This is a genomic window from Bacillus sp. GW823-FHT06B01 (genome assembly GCF_058952315.1).
Map to the genome: position 1 here is coordinate 106,982 of NZ_JBXAHR010000007.1, position 17,633 is coordinate 124,614.

Sequence of the window (17,633 nt, forward strand, 5' to 3'; positions counted from 1 at the left end):
GAAATGATTATACGTGCTTTTGTTTGTTCAATAAAATAAATCATGCTACAATGAAAACGAATTAAGGACCGGGGAGCCAATTGGCTGAGAGGATGTAAACAAACATCGACCCTCAACCTGATCTGGATAATGCCAGCGTAGGGAGTTACTTAAAGTGATGTAGCATATGTTATTCTATAATAACTTGCATACAAGGCTTTCCTACGCAGTAGGAAAGCCTTTTCTTGTTTTAATATTTCATTTTATAAGGGGGATTTTACTATGTCACAACAAGTTACAATTTCATTTTCAGTAGTACCACAAGCGAAGAACAAAGATGTGTATTCTGTTGTTGATAAAGCAATTGAAGTTGTACAACAATCGGGAGTTCGTTATGAAGTAGGGGCAATGGAAACAACGCTGGAAGGAGAATTAGATGTACTTCTTGATATCATTAAACGTGCGCAACAAGCTTGTGTGGATGCTGGAGCAGAAGAAGTGATTACTTCTATTAAAATCCATTATCGTCCAAGTACTGGTGTAACGATAGATGAAAAGGTTTGGAAGTACCGTGATGAATATGCAAAACCAGAAGCAATCTAAAACAATTACAACAATTTGGCTTATCCTTCTCATAGCGATATGGGAAGGATCTGTTTCATTATTTAAAATTGAACCGTGGATTTTACCGAAGCCTTCTGCCATTGTTCAAGAATTAATTGGAATGAAAGATTTACTATTACCGAATACGATGCAAACGTTACAAGAGGTTCTAATTGGACTATTTTTTGCGATTTTAATTGGGACAAGTATTGCAATTATTATGGATGTTATCCCTTTATTTCGTATTTTAATAAATCCGTTGCTTGTTATTTCGCAAACGATTCCAATCGTTGTACTTGCACCGTTATTTATTATTTGGTTTGGATATGGAATGCTACCGAAAGTAATGGTAGTAATACTCGTTTGTTTCTTCCCGATTGCGCTTAGCATTTTAGAAGGTTTTCAAACGGTAGATAAAAATATGTTGAAGTTGTTGCAAACGATGAAGGCAACGAAATGGCAAGTTTACCAGAAAGTAAAGTTTCCAGCAGTGTTGCCATACTTTTTCTCAGGTTTAAAAATTGCAGTTACATATAGCGTAATGGGAGCAATTATTGGGGAATGGCTCGGTGCAAGTGAAGGATTAGGAGTTATGCTTACAAGGGCTACAAAATCCTTTTTAACAGCCCGAGTATTTGGTGTGGCAGCAATTATTGTTATGGTGACATTATGTCTGTATTTTATCGTGGAGTTTATGGCAAGAATAACAGCACCATGGATATATAGAAAGGACGGCAGAAAATGAAAAAAGGTTTAAAAGTTATGTTGGCTGCCTTATTAGCAGTAGGTGTAGCTGGATGTAATCCGGCGAAGAAAGAAGAAAGTGCAAGTAAAGATCAAAAAGTAAAAGTAGTATTAGATTGGTTTCCGAATACGAATCATACTGGCCTATATGTAGCGCAAACGAAAGATTATTATAAAAAGCAAGGATTAGATGTAGAGATTATTCAGCCAGGTGATAATGTGACAGCGGAGCAAATGATAGCTTCCGGAAAAGCTGACTTTGCAATAAGCGCACAAGAAAATGTAACGTTGGCTCGTGTGGAAGGTATTCCTGTTGTATCTGTAGGAGCAATCATCCAACATAATACTTCAGCTTTTGCATCACTTAAAAAAGATAATATGACGTCACCAAAAGATTTTGAAGGTAAACGTTACGGCGGCTGGGGAGGACCAGCAGAAGAAGCGACGTTGAAGACAATCATGGAGAAGCATCAAGCTGATTTTAATAAAGTTGAAAAAATCATCTTAGGACAAACAGATTTCTTTAAATCAATCGGTCGTGATGCAGACTTTGAATGGATATATTACGGATGGGATGGAATTGAAGCGAAGCGCCAAGGAAAAGAGTTAAATACGATTATGGTGAAAGACTTAGACCCAGCGCTTGATTTCTATAGTCCTGTTATTATTACGAGTGAAAAACATACGAAGCAAGATAAAGACTTTGTGAAAAAGTTTATGAGTGCAACGACAGAAGGTTATAATTTTGCAATTAAAGAACCGAAAGAAGCTGCTGATATTTTAATTAAAGCAGTTCCAGATGTGAATAAAGAATTAGTACAAGAAAGTCAAAAATGGTTAAGTACGAAGTATCAAGATGATGCAAAAGTGTGGGGAGTACAGAAGGAAGAAGTTTGGACGAATTACATGAATTTCTTATATGATAACAAAGTTATTAAGAAGAAAATTGATGTGAAAGATGCCTTTACAAATGAGTTCCTTCCAAGTGAAAAATGAGTGGATTACAAATAAAAGAGATCGTAAAAGCTTTTGATGGAAAGAATGTATTGGCAAATATTAGTGCTTCTATACGAGAGGGAGAGTTCGTTTCCTTTGTAGGACCGAGTGGTTGCGGGAAAAGCACATTATTAAATATGATTGCAAATGTTGAAAATCCAACAAGTGGGAATGTAACGTATAAGGATAGGCACGTACAAGAGCAAGATGTTGTAAGTTATATGCCGCAGCAGGATTTATTACTACCGTGGCGATCAGCTTTGCAAAATATAGTTCTTCCATTGGAAATCGAAGGGAAACCGAAAAAACAAAGGCTAACAGAAGGAATGGAAGCATTAAAGCAATTTGAACTAGATGAATATGCAGACCATTATCCAGATGAATTGTCTGGTGGTATGCGTCAAAGGATTAGCTTTCTGCGCACATATTTATGTGAAAAGCCAATTATGCTACTTGATGAGCCTTTTGGAAAATTAGATGCCTTTACAAAAATGGAAGTACATAGTTGGCTTTTAAACTCTTGGCACCAAGAGAAGCAAACAATTGTTATGGTTACACATGACTTAGATGAGGCAATCTTACTGTCGGATCGCGTATTTATTTTATCTCAAAGACCAGCATCAATAGTTGGAGAGGTACAAGTGAAATTACCTAGACCAAGAACGATGGATATGTTAACATCACTTGAGTTAAAGAAGGATAAGGAAGAAATTCTGAGAGTATTAGCTCCTTATATGAAAAAATAGAAAAAGCTCTTACCAGATTTAAATATAATTGCTGGTAAGAGCTTTTTTTATAGAACATGAAAAGAATGAGAAGGAACAAAAGAAAAAATAGAGAATAGAATATAACAGAGTAGTTTATACTCTTAATATAACAAATGTTAAAGGAGTGAAAGGATAAAATGACTTTATCAACTGTTCTTCAAATGGTTTTAGCTTGATACGGGAGAAGTCTGCCCATTTTTAACGATTAAGCTAAATTGAAGACAGCAGGTAAAGAACCTTAATCCTTTTTTACGATAATATGTAATGGGTAAGGTGTATTCACCTTACCCATTTTTTATATGCACAATTAAATAAGGATTTTTACTGTGCTCTCTATTTAGCTTATGAACCCATAAGTAGAGGAGAGAAAAAAATGAGTATATTAACAGTAGAAAATTTAAGTCATTCATATGGTGAGAAAACCATTTTATATAATGCGTGTTTTCGACTATTAAAGGGCGAGCATGTTGGGTTAGTTGGGAAAAATGGAATTGGAAAATCAACCTTGTTAAGGATTTTAACAGGAGAACTTATACATGATGACGGAAACATTGAATGGTTTCCACATGTGAAGATAGGCTTTTTACAGCAACATATGGATTTACAAGAGGGGATAACAATTGAAGGATACTTACAAAGTGCATTTTCTAATTTGTATAGGATTGAATGCGAAATGTTAAAAATTGCTGAAGAAATGAATGGAGCAGGAGAAGTAGAAAAACTGTTAGTAAAGTATGGAGAATTACAAACTATATTGGAAAGCTCTAATTTCTATCAAATTCATACAGAAATTGAAGAAGTAGCAATCGGTTTAGGTTTATTTGAAATAGGGTTGAAAAAGGATGTTTCAAAGTTAAGTGGAGGACAGCGAACAAAGTTATTACTTGGGAAGCTCCTTTTAGAAAAAGCTGATGTTTTATTGCTAGATGAGCCAACAAATTATTTAGATACAGCCCATATAGAATGGTTGCAATCGTATTTGAGACTGTATGAAAAAGCTTATGTGATCATTTCACATGACGAAGTATTTTTGAACAGTATTACGAATGTTATTTATCATCTAGAAGAACGGAAAGTGAAGCGGTACGTAGGAAATTATGAAAAATTTGTGCAAAGTTATCAATTGCAAAGGAAACAATTACAATCGGCGCATGCGAAACAGCAAAAAGAAATTGCTCAGTTAGAAACATTTATTCAAAAAAATAAAATTCGAAAAGCGAAACAGGCCAAAAGTCGAGAGAAAGTATTGGAGAAAATGCAAAGGGTTGAAAAGGTTAGTCATGTACCTCGATCCCGTTTTGATTTCAATGTTTATGAGGAGCCAGTGAGTCGCATATTACAGGCTGAAAAACTAAGGATAGGATATAGTTCTCCGTTATGTCCAGAATTGAATTTGCAAGTGAAAAAAGGAGAAAAGATAGCGATTGTTGGTCATAATGGAATTGGAAAAACGACAATGTTAAAAACGTTATTAGGTCAAATAAAGCCGTTAAGCGGTTCAATTTCTGTTGGAGAACGAGTAAATCCTGCTTATTTTGCGCAGGAAGAGTTTGCTTCAGAAACAACACCATTAGAAAAAGTTTGGGCAGAACGACCAGATATGACAAAGAAAGAAGTACGCCAAGCATTAGCAAAGTGTGGATTGAAAGAAGAACATGTATTAAAACCTATTCGTTTATTAAGCGGCGGGGAACAAACGAAAGTACGTTTATGTGAACTTATCGTAACGAAAAGCAATGTTTTAATTTTAGATGAACCGACTAATCATTTGGATATAGAAACAAAGAAGTCTTTGCAGGAAGCGTTACAACAATATAAAGGAACAGTTTTACTTGTCTCACATGAGCCTTCTTTCTATGAAGCATGGATAACAAAAGTATGGAATATAGAAGAATGGGATGCTGAACGATATGAATAAAGAAAAGGCATTAGCTTGTATAAGCTAATGCCTTTTCTTTGTGATTAACATGATTTTCGAGAACTCTTACATGAGAATTGTATGAAGAAGCACTCTTATGGTGCGCTTATAAGCGTGCTTTTTCTTATGTTATGTTTATATTTAGATGCCTTTCCCTAACAGGCGACTATCTTTCTTTATATATATAGATAGTTTGAAGTGGAATAAAAATAATTCCTATATGTAAAGGATAATGTGATTAGTATAGGAAGACAATAGAACTTAAAGGAAATTCATGTAAAATTCAGATGAACTTCACATGAACTTCATATTAGAAACTAGATATAATTATAATAGGTTATTGTAATGTTAATTTGTGATTTTTCATGAAATTAAAAGTTTGAATTTAGGATAGAGCACTCAAACCTAAATTCAAACTTTAGTGAAATAATTAATGGAGGTTACGCTTAATTTTCGCTAATGGATGCATTTACAAGTTTGGCGGGAGTGCCTGTTCCTGCCCCTCCGATTGTAACGGATCCACCAGGAGGGATTTCACCATTCCATCCTGCATTCGTAATTACGTAATGATTATTTATTTTACTACTAATTTTAGAATCCCAAACTTGTGTTAAATTGCCGTTATAATCAAATTCTAATTTCCAGTTTTTAATTGGGGTCGTTCCACTATTTTTAATTACAATCGAGAAGTTGTAACCACTTCCCCAATTTGAAGTGACTGAAAAGGTAGCATTACCATTTCCACCAGGGGGTGTTGTATCAGTATCATCTGTTTTTACAATGATAGAAGTAGGCTGTGATTTATTCCCGGCAGCATCTTTTGCTATTATTGAAAATGTGTATTCGGTATTAGATTTTAAGTTTTTGATTGTAATGCTATTTGTTGTTGTACTCCATTTCTCTTCTCCGGCAGTAATTTCATATTCTGTAACTCCTACGTTATCAATAGATGCAGTCCAGTTTAATTGAACGGAGTTTGAATTTTTATTTGTAATAGCAATATTTTTTACGTTTGTTGGGGGCTCAGTATCTTTTTGAGTAATAGGTCCACCAAGTAATTCTTTTACTAACGTATCAAGCAATTTTGGTCCACTGCAACTATATTTTGGACTTGTACGGCAATCCCCGCTTAGTTCCCAAAACATCGCGCCACTTAGACCCTTTGTCTTTATATAGTCTGTTTTATATTTCATAGATTCGTTGTCATCATAGCTAATAAACGTGCCTGTAGTCGCATTATATAAATAAGGTACTTTCGCTACATCGTTCCAGTGGCGAACAAAACCATTTTTATTAACATAATTAGCTGCTAAATCACCATAATCATACACACCTGTGTCACCGGTAGAATAATCATCCCAAGTACCTTTAGAAGCGAGCTTTCCGTCACTACCTGGTTTACAAGGTTGGTATTGCCCATTATTTTCTTTTCCGCAACTTTTCCATCCACGTCCGTAAAAAGGTACACCTAATACGAGTTTATCCGCTGGAACCCCTTCATTTGTATAAATGTCTATCGCACCATCTACATAAAATTTTGTATCCGCTGCTGGGTCATTTTGATCTTTGTATAGTGCTGCATTATGGTTAGAAGTAGCTTCCCATCCACCGTGGAAATCATATGTCATAATATTAATCCAATCAAGTATTTGAGAGATCTTCTTTAGCTCTGTATGATCCGCATAACGTTGGCTTGCACCTGATGCGATTGTTAGTAAATATTGTTTCCCATCTTCTGCAGTAGCTTTCGTTAATGCATTTCGAACATCTTGAAGGAGTAGGGTGAAGTTTTGCTTATCTTCAGGACGATAACTACCACCAGGAATCGTTTCAACGCCCGGATATTCCCAATCTAAATCAACGCCGTCAAATCCATATTCACGAAGAAAAGCTACTGTAGATTCAGCGAATACTTTTCTTGTTTTTTCATCAGCTGCCATATCAGAAAAGCGGTTAGACCAAGTCCAGCCACCAACTGAAATAATTGTTTTTAAGTGAGGATACTTAGCTTTTAATCGTTTCAGTTCTCCGAAATTTCCACAACGGGCGTATTTATCACAATCTTCCCAAGTTGTACCTGATCCCGGATAAGATTTTGTGACATCAGCCCATGGTTCACCGAGTACGAGAGTGCCATTAGGAACCTCTTTATTTTGCAGTGGTACACCAGACTCTTTACAGTTCCACGTTTGTTTATTTGGATTATCGGGGTGAGTAGAAGGGTTTCCATGTTTTCCATTCCAGCAAATATCAGCGAAAGCATAGTTTAAATGAGTTAGCTTTGATGCATCAATGTCTGCAACTTGATAATTACGTCCGTAAATGCCCCATGAAGGAAAATACCCAACAATTTTTTGACCTTGCTTTGGTGAATCTGCTAATGCAACATTTGGAGTAATAAAGTTTGTAAGAAAAAGAGGTAAGAAGAGTAGTAGGGATAGTAATAGCAGTGTGAATTTTTTGGAGCTCATAGTCATTTCTCCTTTCAAAATAAAAGATATATTTAAAGGCATGCGCCAATAAACCAAAGTGAAGCTAGACGTATGAAACGTCTAGATAAAGTGAAACTTTAATCAGTGGGGGGCTTCATCCCCCACTGATTATCAGCCCTCACCAATCGGACTTTTATGGGGAGCCCCACCCCCACCTAACTTCTTTGCTTTCGCTAAATTTTGAGGTGGGGGTCTTACTGACCATTAAAGCGGGATAAAAATGATCAGACATCACGAAGTCTATACAAGGGAGCTGGGGGTGATTAAATCGTAGCAAATGTAAGATTTGGTGTAAACGCTTTATTTGATTCGCAAAGATTTTCTCAATATGAAATGGCTCTAATACAGACTACACATGAAAATAAAATATTGATTAGGGAGGAAAAGGCTCCTTGTAATTAAATTTGAGAAAAAATTGTATGAAGTCAATTTGTAATAGCGTAGCAAGATGAGAAAATATCATGTAAAATAATAGTAAAAATATGTAAAGGAGCGAATGGTGTGGATGTCTTTTTGAACATTGCTGAAGAAAAAATTCGACAAGCAATACGGAATGGAGACCTTGATCATATTCCGGGAAAAGGAAAACCACTACAATTAGAAGACCTTTCAATGGTACCTCCAGAACTTAGAATGAGTTATAAAATCTTAAAAAATGCGGGTATGATTCCAGCAGAAATGGAACTACAAAAAGATATATTAAAAATAGAAGACTTAATTGCGTGCTGTTATGATGAAGCAGAGAGAAAAAAATTACAAGAAGAGTTAACGGCAAAAACGCTGCGTTTTCAGCAGGTAATGGAAAAGAGAAAGATTAAAGAGAGTTCAGCTTTTCGTATGTATCAGGATAAAGTATTTCGTAAATTACGCTAAGAGGGATAAGATGAATACATTTGAAACGATAGAAGAATTAGCGACATATATTGAAGGACAACAATTAGTACTGCTCTTTATTAAAACGGAAAATTGTGGTGTTTGTGATGTTATGCTAAGAAAAGTAAATGGTCTATTAGAGAATTATGATTACGTAGAGAAAGTAGAAATATTACTACAAGACATGCAAGAGATCGCGGGGCGATATGCAGTATTTACAGGACCAACAGTTTTATTATTTTATAATGGAAAAGAGATCCTTCGTGAATCGCGCTTCATTTCACTTGAAAATTTAGAGAGAACCATTCAATTATTCGAAGATTAAGGGAGGCTTTTATATGGAATTTATTATTGTCATACTATTATTTGTTGTAGTTGGAACGATCGTAACGGCAGTTCGATCAAACAAAAAGAAGGTAAATCTTACGAAACAAAATAACATTCATAATTCATCTAACAGTTCGTCACCATTATTTTTCTTTGCTGGATCTGATAATGATAGCTCGCATGGAGGTTCACATGATTGTGGAGGATCTTTCGGTGGAGATAGCGGAGGCAGCTGCGATGGTGGCGGAGGTGGCGGTGATTGATGGAAATGCGCCTTATATAGGCGTATTTCTTTTTAAACAAACGTTTGATTAGTTGGCTTACATATGCATAAAAACAGTTAAACAAACGTTTGATTAATATTTTTAATGTACTAAGGGGAATAGAAATGAAAAGGGAACCGAAAGTGAAAAATAAGGGGAAAGTAGTGTTATTTTTATTAGCTGCGGGAGGCGTATTTCTTGTTAAATTAGGATTTAAAATTGGAATAATACATATGATTCGAACGTGGTTTGAAAGTGCGTTTTTTTAAATAAGGAATATAGCCTCTTGTAATAGAGGTTTTTAATTTGTTATTGTTAGACTGAACGGTCGGTTTAAAGAGGTGTAAATATGAGAAGAAGTGCAGAAGAGATAAAGAAAGAAATTGCATATAAAGCAGAAAGTCTGTTTTCACAGAAGGGTTATGCAGCTACATCTATGGAAGAGATTTGTGAAATTACAAAGCGAAGTAAAGGAAGCATTTATTATCACTTTAAAAGTAAAGAAGAATTATTTTTATTTGTAGTGAAACAGCATACGTATGATTGGCTTGAAAAATGGAATGAAAAAGAGAAGTTGTATAGTACGAATACTGAAAAACTATATGGTCTCGCGGAATATCATGTCGAGGACATACAGCAACCCATTTCAAATGCAATAGAGGAATTCTCTATGAGCCAAGTTGTAAGTAAAGAGATTTTGGATGAACTATTGGCTTTAACTAGAGAATCATATGTTATGTTTGAGAAACTAATTGAAGCAGGTATACAGTCTGGAGAGTTTCGGGAAGATAGTACGCGCGACCTTATGTATATTGTGAATGGATTATTATCAGGGCTTGGAGTACTTTACTACGAGTTAGATTATAAAGAGCTGCAACGTATTTATAAAAAGGCAATAGATGTATTGTTAAAAGGAATGGCAGCTGAATAATAAGTCAGTTGCTTTTCTTACAAAACAAATTAGACCGAACGGTCGGTTTATGAAAGGGGAATGAAAATGAACGCTTTATTTAAAAACCGAGCATTTATGCTCGTTATGGCATCTGATATTTTACAACAATTTGCAATTTGGATTAGAAATATGGCTCTTTTGTACTTCATAATGGAGCGAACGAATAATGATCCAGTTTCAGTTTCTTTGTTATCGGTTATGGAATATGCACCTATTTTTATTTTCTCGTTTATCGGTGGGGCGTTAGCTGATCGCTGGAATCCGAAAAGAACGATGGTTGCTGGAGATGTATTAAGTGTACTGTCTATTGTAGGAATTGTCTTGTTGCTAAAGCTGGATTATTGGCAGGCTATATTTTTTGCAACACTCATTTCCGCGATTGTAGGCCAATTTTCTCAGCCATCATCTTCGCGTATATTTAAGCGCTACGTAAAAGAAGAACAGGTAGCAAATGCAATTGCATTTAACCAAACATTACAGTCATTATTTATGATTTTTGGACCAGTGGTAGGATCGCTTGTGTATACACAACTTGGTTTATTTACGTCACTATATAGCTTAATCATTTTATTTTTGTTATCTGCTATTGCTCTTTCGTTTTTACCAAAATGGGTGGAACAAGAGCAAGTGGCGAGAGATTCATTAAAAAATGATATAAAAGAAGGTTGGAAATACGTTCTTCATACGAAAAATTTACGTATGATTACGATCACTTTCACCGTTATGGGCTTAGCTGTTGGACTAACGAATCCATTAGAGGTATTTCTTGTAATAGAGCGCCTTGGAATGGAAAAGGAAGCAGTTCAATATTTAGCTGCAGCTGATGGAATCGGTATGTTAATCGGTGGTATTGTTGCTGCAGTTTTCGCTTCAAAAGTGAACCCGAAAAAGATGTTTGTATTCGGTATGAGCATATTAGCAATGTCATTTTTAGTAGAAGGGCTATCTACATCATTTTGGATTACTAGTTTCATGAGGTTTGGAACAGGTATTTGTTTAGCTTGTGTTAATATCGTTGTCGGTACGCTTATGATTCAACTTGTACCAGAAAATATGATTGGCAGAGTAAATGGAACAATTTTACCACTGTTCATGGGGGCAATGTTAATTGGAACTTCACTAGCTGGAGGGTTGAAGGAGATGACCTCACTAGTTACTGTATTTTGTATAGCAATGGCACTTATTTTATTTGCGATAGGGCCAGTTCTACGCATGCAAATAAATAAAGAAGATGTCGCTAATAAAGAGGAACTAATAAATTCGTTAGCTTCGAAATAACCATTGTAAGGGAGCAGGATTGCTCCTTTTTCTTGTGGCAATCTTTTGACAATGAAATGCCCCAACTATATACTGATGATGTAAAAACGATTTTACAGGTTAGGAGAAATGGTGTGAAAAATCAAATCTATGAATTACGCACTGAAAATAATATTTCACAAGGTGCATTGGCTGATAAGTGTAAAGTTTCTAGACAGACGATAAATGCAATTGAGAATAATAAATATGATCCAAGCTTAGCGTTAGCATTCCGTTTAGCTGAAGTATTAGGAACAACTGTTGATAAACTATTTTTGTACAAGCTGTAGGGGGAGTAGTTGTTGGGGAAAGAGAAAATAAGCCTTGTAGTTACGGCATTAGTAGCTATAAGTACGTTAGTGTTTGCACTTTATTATTGGTTAACTGAACTTCAAGTAAACTGGTATGCACTATTTATTTGTAGCATCGCATTACATTATATATTTAAAAGTTTGGCATCGCATAATGTGGAAGGGATAACGGAGGAGAAAGAAGATGTAGAAAAACATGTATTAAAAATAAGTGCAAATGTTACGTATTATGTACTTGTTGTATTAATTTTTGGTTTGTTTTTCGCATCGGTAGGTTTTAATAAATGGATTGATTTTCATAACATACCGCTTTTGTTTGCGTTATGCGCTGCGATAGTTGTAAAGCCGGCTGTAGAATTTTTAATTGTAAGACGTTATCGCTAAAAATAAAGAAAAAGATCCTCTTCTCATGCGAAGAGGATCTTTTTCTTATAGCGTTTTAGTTTTTGGACTAGGTGGTGTAACGGATGTATCATTTTCGGGAACTCTAGTTAGTAAGAATCCACCGATAACGAACAGTACAATAATACTAAGGACACCAGCGTTTGTTTTTCCCGTTAATTGCGTTGTAACACCGACTAATACGGGACCCATAATTGCCGCGAATTTACCAAAGATATTATAAAATCCGAAGAATTCATTTGCAGATTCTTTTGGTACTAGTTTTGCAAAATAGGAACGACTAAGTGCTTGAATACCACCTTGAGAAGTGGCAACTAACATTGCTAAAATCCAGAAATCGAGTGTCGTTTTTAAGAAATAAGCATATATGCAGATAATGATATAAATAATAATACCGACGTATAGCATTTTTTTACCTGTAAATGTTTCTGATAACTTTCCGTATAATAAGGCGAATGGACAAGCTACAATTTGTGTGACAAATAAGATGATTAATAGATTCGTTGCACTAATACCGAGATCTGTTCCGTAAGCGGTAGACATAGTAATAATTGTATCGACCCCGTCAATGTAGAAGAAGTAAGCGATTAGGAACATAAATACAGTTTTATATTCTTTAATATTTTTAAAAGTATCAGCAAGACGTTTGAAGCTCATTGCAATTGGTCTTGGATGACGTTCAATATAATGTGTTTGCTCTACATTTTTTAGCATTGGAATTGTAAATAATCCCCACCAAAGAGCTGTTATTGCGAACGAAATTTGACTAGCAATGCCGACTGATAAAGGGATAGTTCCTTTTTGAGCAAGGATAATAAGAGCGATACAACCGATAAAAGGAATTGTGCTCCCAATATAACCTAATGCAAAGCCTCTTGTAGAAATTCGGTCCATTCTATCTTTAGAGGTAACATCTACTAAAAATGCATCATAAAAAATGTTTGCTCCCGCAAAACCGACTAATGCGAGCATATAGCAGCCTAATAATAAGTACCACTGAGACGTTGGGACGACTGCTAGCATACTTGTAAATACGATACCGAGTCCAAAGAAGAATGTGAAAAATCGTTTTTTAAATCCTTTATAATCAGCAACTGTGCCGAGAATAGGAGCAAGTATAGAAATTAAAAGTGTAGCGAAAGAGTTTGCATATCCCCAATATGCCGTTGAAGTTGCACCAGATAGTCCGGCTTCTTTTGCAGCTGCTTTAAAGTAAATTGGAAATAATGCAGTGGTAATGACGAGCGAATATACCGAATTCGCCCAATCGTATAATATCCAGCTTTTTTCTTGTCTGGACATTTTTTTCATATAATGTTCCCCCTTAAATTTGTTCTACTAACAGTGTACAAAAATAAAAATTATAAAAAGAGAAACAGTGATGATTTTTACATAATCTTTACATATATACACAGTTCTTTACAATTGAAGTAAATCCTCTACAATTGATCCGTCTGTTTCACCTAAGTGTAAACCGAGTAGTCTAGCGATAGTTGGACCTTCATCAATAAGTCTCATATACGGAATGGTAACGCCGCTTTTTATCCCTTTCCCAGCAGCGATAAAAATTGTTTCATAGTTAGGTTTTGTTGGAGAGTATCCATGCGTACCAAATGTATATTTTTTACTAGGCGTAACATCTTTTTCAGTAATTTCTTTTATAAAATCGCCTGTATAGTTTTCAGTGAAATAATATCCTTCTTGTGCTTCCAACATAAATAAACAATTACCATCTGCACCGCAGTCTTTTGCAGCTTCATCATGAAGCATAAATTCAATACCGTTTTGTTTATTTTGAAGTAACTCTTCAAGTAGTAGTTGTACTTTTCGAATTGTATCCGTATCATTTTTGTCCTTCACATATACATAGGCAGAGCCGTCGCAACTTTGGCAATAGACCTTCCAGTCTACTAATTTTCCTTTTGAATTTATAGATATAAGCCCTTTTTGATGAAATAGTACATTTAATTGAATGGCTTTGTTTTCACTTAAAGCGCTATGATCACCGAGAGCGATAATTGTACTTTCTTCGTATAGGTCACTGTCCTTTAAAGCTTGAATAATTTTTCCTAGCCGTTCATCATGTCTATGGATAGCAGCTATTGTTTCGTTAGATTCAAAGCCGTGATAGTGTCTTTGAGTGTCTAAATCGGTGAAATGTACAAACATGACATTAGGCTTCTTCGTCTGGATTGTATGCACAGCAGAAGCAAGTACGAAATCATCGAGTTCAGGCTGTGATAAGCCATTTCTTATATGACCAAAACGCTGATTCAAATCTAATTGATATAGCGGGCTACCGCTAAATAATGAAACTAAGATTTGATTTTGCCACGGTCTATTTGGAAAAATTTCAGGTAAATTGTAATCAATATTTGCTCTGCCGGTAACAGGCCATAGAAGGGCAGCTGTCGTTAAATTTGCTTTATGTGCTTCATCGTATAACGTTGTGCCTTTAATGGATTTTCGGTACCAATGCCAATCTGGTGACTCGCGTCCAGGTTGAAGTAACGTATTGCTAACTACGCCATGTTTATTAGGGTAGTTTCCAGTAACGATTGTTGAGTGACTTGGATATGTTACAGAAGGATAAATAGGTTCCACTTTTCTCGCTATCGCGCCCTTGTTTATTAATGTTTGGAAATTAGGAAGTTTTTGTAATATAGGAAAATCTAAAGCTGATAAGCAATCGAAAGATAAAATAATGACGTGATTTGTTAATGCTTTATCCATAAAGTTCCCTCCTGATTATATAAAACCTATTCTTATATATTACTATTAATACCTAGTAATAAAAATATATTTCTAGGTAAAAATTTATTATTTATTTTCAGAAAAATTAAACATATAATTAAGTATAAGGGAATGAATGGAAGGAGGGAATACTATGGATTGGCTAGATGGATTTAGTATCTTTTACATCATTGGGGGAATTACGATTATCCTTGTATTTGCTATTTCGTATTTACTAAAGAAACGGTTTCCAAACAAACAGTTCGATATTATATTTGCACTTAGTTTAATACTTCTTTGCTTAGCATCCTTTCCGGTTACAATGATGGTGATTGGTGGATGGGAAGGAATGGGATATGGATTTATTGGTTTCTTCGTTCTACTTGGTACACTTATCGGTATGATTGCACATCAACTGGTAAAAATCTCGCGAAAAAGCTACGTATAAAACTGCAGAAAATGAAAAGAATATATAAAAATGAGAAAATTAGCTATTGTTTAAAAAAAGAATTTGTATTATGATAATCAACAAATTTATTTCGTTATAACGATGAAAAAGGACTAGTACATGTTCAACCTTTTTAGCAGAGAGAGAATCCGCCAGGCTGAAAGATTCTTAAAAAGGCGATATGGAACCTACCTTTGCGTTCTGCATATGCAGCGGGAATTTCCCGTTATCAAAAAGAGAGCATGCACAATTTTTTGTGCATGAATCAGGGTGGTAACGCCGGCAAAGCTCGGTCCCTATTTAGGGACGCGGGCTTTTTTGTATTTTCAAAAGGAGGAAGACTGACTATGGCAAAAGAACAAGTACAAGCGATTACGAAGATGGAAGAGGATTTTGCACAGTGGTACACAGATATTGTAAAAAAAGCAGAACTTGTTGATTATTCAAGTGTAAAAGGATGTATGATTCTACGCCCGTACGGTTATGCCTTATGGGAAAATATGCAGAAAGTTATGGATGAAAAGTTAAAAGCAACTGGTCATGAAAATGTATATATGCCAATGTTTATTCCAGAAAGTTTATTGCAAAAAGAGAAGGATCATGTAGAAGGATTTGCTCCTGAAGTAGCATGGGTGACACATGGCGGGGATGAAAAATTAGCGGAGAGGCTTTGTATACGGCCTACATCTGAAACTTTATTCTGTGAGCATTTTTCAAAAATTGTGCAATCCTATAATGATTTGCCAAAGCTATATAATCAGTGGTGTTCAGTAGTTCGTTGGGAGAAAACAACGAGACCATTCCTTCGTACAACGGAATTCTTATGGCAAGAGGGTCATACAATTCATGAAACAGCAGAAGAGTCGCAAGCTGAAACGTTACATATTTTAAATCTATATGCTTCTTTCTGTGAAGATTACTTAGCGATACCAGTAATTAAAGGGCAAAAAACAGAAAAAGAAAAGTTTGCAGGAGCAAAGGCAACTTATACGATCGAAAGTTTAATGCATGATGGGAAAGCACTTCAAACAGGAACATCCCATAACTTTGGAACGAATTTCTCTGAAGCATTTGATATTAAATTTTTAGATCGCAACGGTAAGTGGCAATATGTACACCAAACATCTTGGGGTGTATCAACAAGAATGATAGGTGGACTTATTATGGTTCATAGCGATAATAATGGTCTTGTAATGCCTCCTAAAGTCGCACCAGTACAAGTTGTTATTGTGCCGATTGCTCAGCATAAAGAAGGAGTTTTAGCGAAAGCAACAGAGTTACAAGAACATATTCAAAAGGTTGCACGAGTAAAAATAGATGCTAGTAATAAAACACCAGGCTGGAAATTTAATGAGTATGAAATGAAGGGCATTCCAATTCGATTAGAAGTTGGTCCTAAAGATATTGAAAAGAATCAAGTTGTACTTGTTAGAAGAGATACGAAAGAAAAAGAATTTATATCAATGGATCAATTAGAAAAACGTATTCCAGCACTACTTGAGGAAATTCATAATTCTTTATTTAATAAAGCAAAAGTATTTCGCGATGAGAATACGTATAGTGCGACGAATTTCGAAGAGATGAAAAAAGTAGCTGATGAAAAGCAAGGATTTATTAAGGCAATGTGGTGCGGAGAATTAGCTTGTGAAGAGAAACTAAAAGAAGAAGTTGGAGTATCTTCTCGCTGTATGCCTTTTGAGCAAGAACATTTAGCTGACGAATGTATTTGTTGTGGTAAAGAAGCTAAACAAATGGTGTATTGGGGAAAAGCGTATTAATGTTTTTTTGATAGGTGATAAAAAGGACTTTGGGCTGCATAATAAAATGCAATCCAAAGTCTTTTTTAGTTTTGCAATTTGTTTCATGTATGTTTTAGATGGAAGGATGTGTTTTTATTTTGCATTTTTACGGCGAATAAATAGTAACATACCGATTAGGAATGTTGAAAGTCCCATTAAAATAGATGTAGGATAATGTGTTGCCGTATTAGGTAACTTATCGCCTTGTTTTTTCGTATTATCTTTTACATTGCCGCCTTGGGATCCGTTGCCACCTTGAGAACTGCTATCGCCTTTAACGCGGTTGCCGCCTTGAGAGCCATTACCACCTTGAGAACTGCTATCGCCTTTAACACGGTTACCACCAGAGCCACTGCCGCCAGAGCCACTGCCACCAGAGCCGTTGCCGCCAGAACCGTTACCACCGGAACTGTTGCCACCAGAACCACTGCCACCAGAACCACTGCCACCAGAACCGTTGCCACCAGAACCACTGCCACCAGAACCACTGCCACCAGAACCGCTACCACCAGAACCGTTGCCGCCAGAACCGTTGTCACCAGAGCCACTGCCACCAGAGCCATTGCCACCAGAACCGTTGCCGCCAGAACCGTTGTCACCAGAGCCACTGCCACCAGAACCGTTATTGCCACCAGAGCCATTGCCACTAGAACCGTTACCACCAGAGCCATTGCCACCAGAGCCATTGCCACCAGAGCCGTTGCCACCAGAACCACTGCCACCAGAGCCG

Annotated in this window: 19 protein-coding genes, 1 riboswitch and 1 other annotated feature; of the genes, 15 read left to right on the top strand and 4 right to left on the bottom strand. The window is 35.9% G+C overall.

Annotation, left to right across the window (positions count from 1 at the left end; all coding sequences use genetic code 11):
• The first annotated feature begins 59 nt into the window (after window positions 1–59).
• Window positions 60–161: riboswitch (TPP riboswitch) on the top strand.
• 100 nt (window positions 162–261) lie between these two features.
• From AC1Q8N_RS25215 to AC1Q8N_RS25235, 5 genes are all read left to right on the top strand, one after another.
• A complete protein-coding gene (locus tag AC1Q8N_RS25215; RefSeq protein ID WP_000082897.1) occupies window positions 262–582 on the top strand; it encodes an MTH1187 family thiamine-binding protein in 321 nt (106 codons plus the stop codon).
• Window positions 554–1,327 carry an ABC transporter permease gene (locus AC1Q8N_RS25220; protein ID WP_048541932.1) on the top strand — a complete coding sequence of 258 codons (774 nt, stop codon included), beginning with the start codon at window positions 554–556 and terminating at the stop codon, window positions 1,325–1,327. The genes AC1Q8N_RS25215 and AC1Q8N_RS25220 overlap by 29 nt, the downstream gene beginning before the upstream one ends.
• A complete protein-coding gene (locus AC1Q8N_RS25225) occupies window positions 1,324–2,322 on the top strand; it encodes an ABC transporter substrate-binding protein (protein WP_048541931.1) in 999 nt (332 codons plus the stop codon). Before AC1Q8N_RS25220 ends, AC1Q8N_RS25225 begins: the two co-directional genes overlap by 4 nt.
• Window positions 2,319–3,068 (top strand): ABC transporter ATP-binding protein, encoded by a 750-nt coding sequence (locus AC1Q8N_RS25230; protein ID WP_000016074.1) that lies wholly within the window; start codon window positions 2,319–2,321, stop codon window positions 3,066–3,068. The genes AC1Q8N_RS25225 and AC1Q8N_RS25230 overlap by 4 nt, the downstream gene beginning before the upstream one ends.
• Before the next feature lie 394 nt (window positions 3,069–3,462).
• Entirely contained in the window at window positions 3,463–5,007 is a 1,545-nt protein-coding gene (locus AC1Q8N_RS25235; protein ID WP_098078466.1) for an ABC-F family ATP-binding cassette domain-containing protein, read from the top strand.
• Between the two features lie 446 nt (window positions 5,008–5,453).
• Here AC1Q8N_RS25235 and AC1Q8N_RS25240 read toward each other — a convergent pair whose 3' ends face one another.
• On the bottom strand, window positions 5,454–7,478 hold the full coding sequence (locus AC1Q8N_RS25240; protein WP_098847492.1) for a glycosyl hydrolase family 18 protein: 2,025 nt from the start codon (window positions 7,476–7,478) through the stop codon (window positions 5,454–5,456).
• A 522-nt stretch (window positions 7,479–8,000) separates the two neighbouring features.
• Here AC1Q8N_RS25240 and AC1Q8N_RS25245 point away from each other — a divergent pair.
• The 8 genes from AC1Q8N_RS25245 (at window position 8,001) to AC1Q8N_RS25280 (ending at window position 11,905) form a co-directional block, all read left to right on the top strand.
• Window positions 8,001–8,372: a DnaJ family domain-containing protein gene (locus AC1Q8N_RS25245; RefSeq protein ID WP_098078471.1), complete on the top strand. Its 372-nt coding sequence runs from the start codon at window positions 8,001–8,003 to the stop codon at window positions 8,370–8,372.
• Window positions 8,373–8,382: 10 nt separating this feature from the next.
• The gene (locus AC1Q8N_RS25250; protein WP_048541922.1) at window positions 8,383–8,697 is read left to right on the top strand and encodes a thioredoxin family protein; all 315 of its coding nucleotides are present in this window, start codon (window positions 8,383–8,385) and stop codon (window positions 8,695–8,697) included.
• Between the two features lie 13 nt (window positions 8,698–8,710).
• Window positions 8,711–8,962 carry a hypothetical protein gene (locus tag AC1Q8N_RS25255; protein ID WP_060486913.1) on the top strand — a complete coding sequence of 84 codons (252 nt, stop codon included), beginning with the start codon at window positions 8,711–8,713 and terminating at the stop codon, window positions 8,960–8,962.
• A 125-nt stretch (window positions 8,963–9,087) separates the two neighbouring features.
• On the top strand, window positions 9,088–9,231 hold the full coding sequence (locus tag AC1Q8N_RS25260) for a hypothetical protein (protein WP_048541918.1): 144 nt from the start codon (window positions 9,088–9,090) through the stop codon (window positions 9,229–9,231).
• An 80-nt stretch (window positions 9,232–9,311) separates the two neighbouring features.
• Entirely contained in the window at window positions 9,312–9,893 is a 582-nt protein-coding gene (locus AC1Q8N_RS25265; RefSeq protein WP_048541915.1) for a TetR/AcrR family transcriptional regulator, read from the top strand.
• A gap of 66 nt (window positions 9,894–9,959) precedes the next feature.
• The gene (locus AC1Q8N_RS25270) at window positions 9,960–11,192 is read left to right on the top strand and encodes an MFS transporter (protein WP_098078473.1); all 1,233 of its coding nucleotides are present in this window, start codon (window positions 9,960–9,962) and stop codon (window positions 11,190–11,192) included.
• A 56-nt stretch (window positions 11,193–11,248) separates the two neighbouring features.
• Window positions 11,249–11,500, top strand: a complete 252-nt coding sequence (locus AC1Q8N_RS25275) for a helix-turn-helix transcriptional regulator (protein WP_002070345.1) — start codon at window positions 11,249–11,251, stop codon at window positions 11,498–11,500.
• A gap of 12 nt (window positions 11,501–11,512) precedes the next feature.
• Complete coding sequence (locus AC1Q8N_RS25280) at window positions 11,513–11,905, top strand: hypothetical protein (protein WP_098078476.1); 393 nt, start codon at window positions 11,513–11,515, stop codon at window positions 11,903–11,905.
• Between the two features lie 45 nt (window positions 11,906–11,950).
• Here AC1Q8N_RS25280 and AC1Q8N_RS25285 read toward each other — a convergent pair whose 3' ends face one another.
• On the bottom strand, window positions 11,951–13,234 hold the full coding sequence (locus tag AC1Q8N_RS25285) for an MFS transporter (RefSeq protein WP_000738835.1): 1,284 nt from the start codon (window positions 13,232–13,234) through the stop codon (window positions 11,951–11,953).
• Window positions 13,235–13,342: 108 nt separating this feature from the next.
• Window positions 13,343–14,656 carry an alkaline phosphatase family protein gene (locus AC1Q8N_RS25290; protein ID WP_098078478.1) on the bottom strand — a complete coding sequence of 438 codons (1,314 nt, stop codon included), beginning with the start codon at window positions 14,654–14,656 and terminating at the stop codon, window positions 13,343–13,345.
• A 154-nt stretch (window positions 14,657–14,810) separates the two neighbouring features.
• On the opposite strand from AC1Q8N_RS25290, the gene AC1Q8N_RS25295 reads away from it, so the two are divergent.
• Window positions 14,811–15,104: a YesK-like family protein gene (locus AC1Q8N_RS25295; protein ID WP_000383868.1), complete on the top strand. Its 294-nt coding sequence runs from the start codon at window positions 14,811–14,813 to the stop codon at window positions 15,102–15,104.
• A gap of 93 nt (window positions 15,105–15,197) precedes the next feature.
• Window positions 15,198–15,405 (top strand) — a binding site (T-box leader).
• Between the two features lie 46 nt (window positions 15,406–15,451).
• Window positions 15,452–16,882: a proline--tRNA ligase gene (gene proS / locus AC1Q8N_RS25300; protein WP_048560111.1), complete on the top strand. Its 1,431-nt coding sequence runs from the start codon at window positions 15,452–15,454 to the stop codon at window positions 16,880–16,882.
• 114 nt (window positions 16,883–16,996) lie between these two features.
• Here proS and AC1Q8N_RS25305 read toward each other — a convergent pair.
• Window positions 16,997–17,633 (bottom strand): LPXTG cell wall anchor domain-containing protein (locus AC1Q8N_RS25305; RefSeq protein WP_493521421.1); only part of this gene is annotated, 637 nt, incomplete at its 5' end.

Coding starts and splice junctions, on each gene's coding strand:
- proS (WP_048560111.1), top strand. CDS start 15,452: ATGGCAAAAGAACAAGTACAAGCGATTACGAAGATGGAAGAGGATTTT.
- AC1Q8N_RS25270 (WP_098078473.1), top strand. CDS start 9,960: ATGAACGCTTTATTTAAAAACCGAGCATTTATGCTCGTTATGGCATCT.
- AC1Q8N_RS25240 (WP_098847492.1), bottom strand. CDS start 7,478: ATGAGCTCCAAAAAATTCACACTGCTATTACTATCCCTACTACTCTTC.
- AC1Q8N_RS25215 (WP_000082897.1), top strand. CDS start 262: ATGTCACAACAAGTTACAATTTCATTTTCAGTAGTACCACAAGCGAAG.
- AC1Q8N_RS25225 (WP_048541931.1), top strand. CDS start 1,324: ATGAAAAAAGGTTTAAAAGTTATGTTGGCTGCCTTATTAGCAGTAGGT.
- AC1Q8N_RS25295 (WP_000383868.1), top strand. CDS start 14,811: ATGGATTGGCTAGATGGATTTAGTATCTTTTACATCATTGGGGGAATT.
- AC1Q8N_RS25235 (WP_098078466.1), top strand. CDS start 3,463: ATGAGTATATTAACAGTAGAAAATTTAAGTCATTCATATGGTGAGAAA.
- AC1Q8N_RS25250 (WP_048541922.1), top strand. CDS start 8,383: ATGAATACATTTGAAACGATAGAAGAATTAGCGACATATATTGAAGGA.
- AC1Q8N_RS25285 (WP_000738835.1), bottom strand. CDS start 13,234: ATGAAAAAAATGTCCAGACAAGAAAAAAGCTGGATATTATACGATTGG.
- AC1Q8N_RS25255 (WP_060486913.1), top strand. CDS start 8,711: ATGGAATTTATTATTGTCATACTATTATTTGTTGTAGTTGGAACGATC.
- AC1Q8N_RS25275 (WP_002070345.1), top strand. CDS start 11,249: ATGCCCCAACTATATACTGATGATGTAAAAACGATTTTACAGGTTAGG.
- AC1Q8N_RS25220 (WP_048541932.1), top strand. CDS start 554: ATGAATATGCAAAACCAGAAGCAATCTAAAACAATTACAACAATTTGG.
- AC1Q8N_RS25265 (WP_048541915.1), top strand. CDS start 9,312: ATGAGAAGAAGTGCAGAAGAGATAAAGAAAGAAATTGCATATAAAGCA.
- AC1Q8N_RS25260 (WP_048541918.1), top strand. CDS start 9,088: ATGAAAAGGGAACCGAAAGTGAAAAATAAGGGGAAAGTAGTGTTATTT.
- AC1Q8N_RS25290 (WP_098078478.1), bottom strand. CDS start 14,656: ATGGATAAAGCATTAACAAATCACGTCATTATTTTATCTTTCGATTGC.
- AC1Q8N_RS25230 (WP_000016074.1), top strand. CDS start 2,319: ATGAGTGGATTACAAATAAAAGAGATCGTAAAAGCTTTTGATGGAAAG.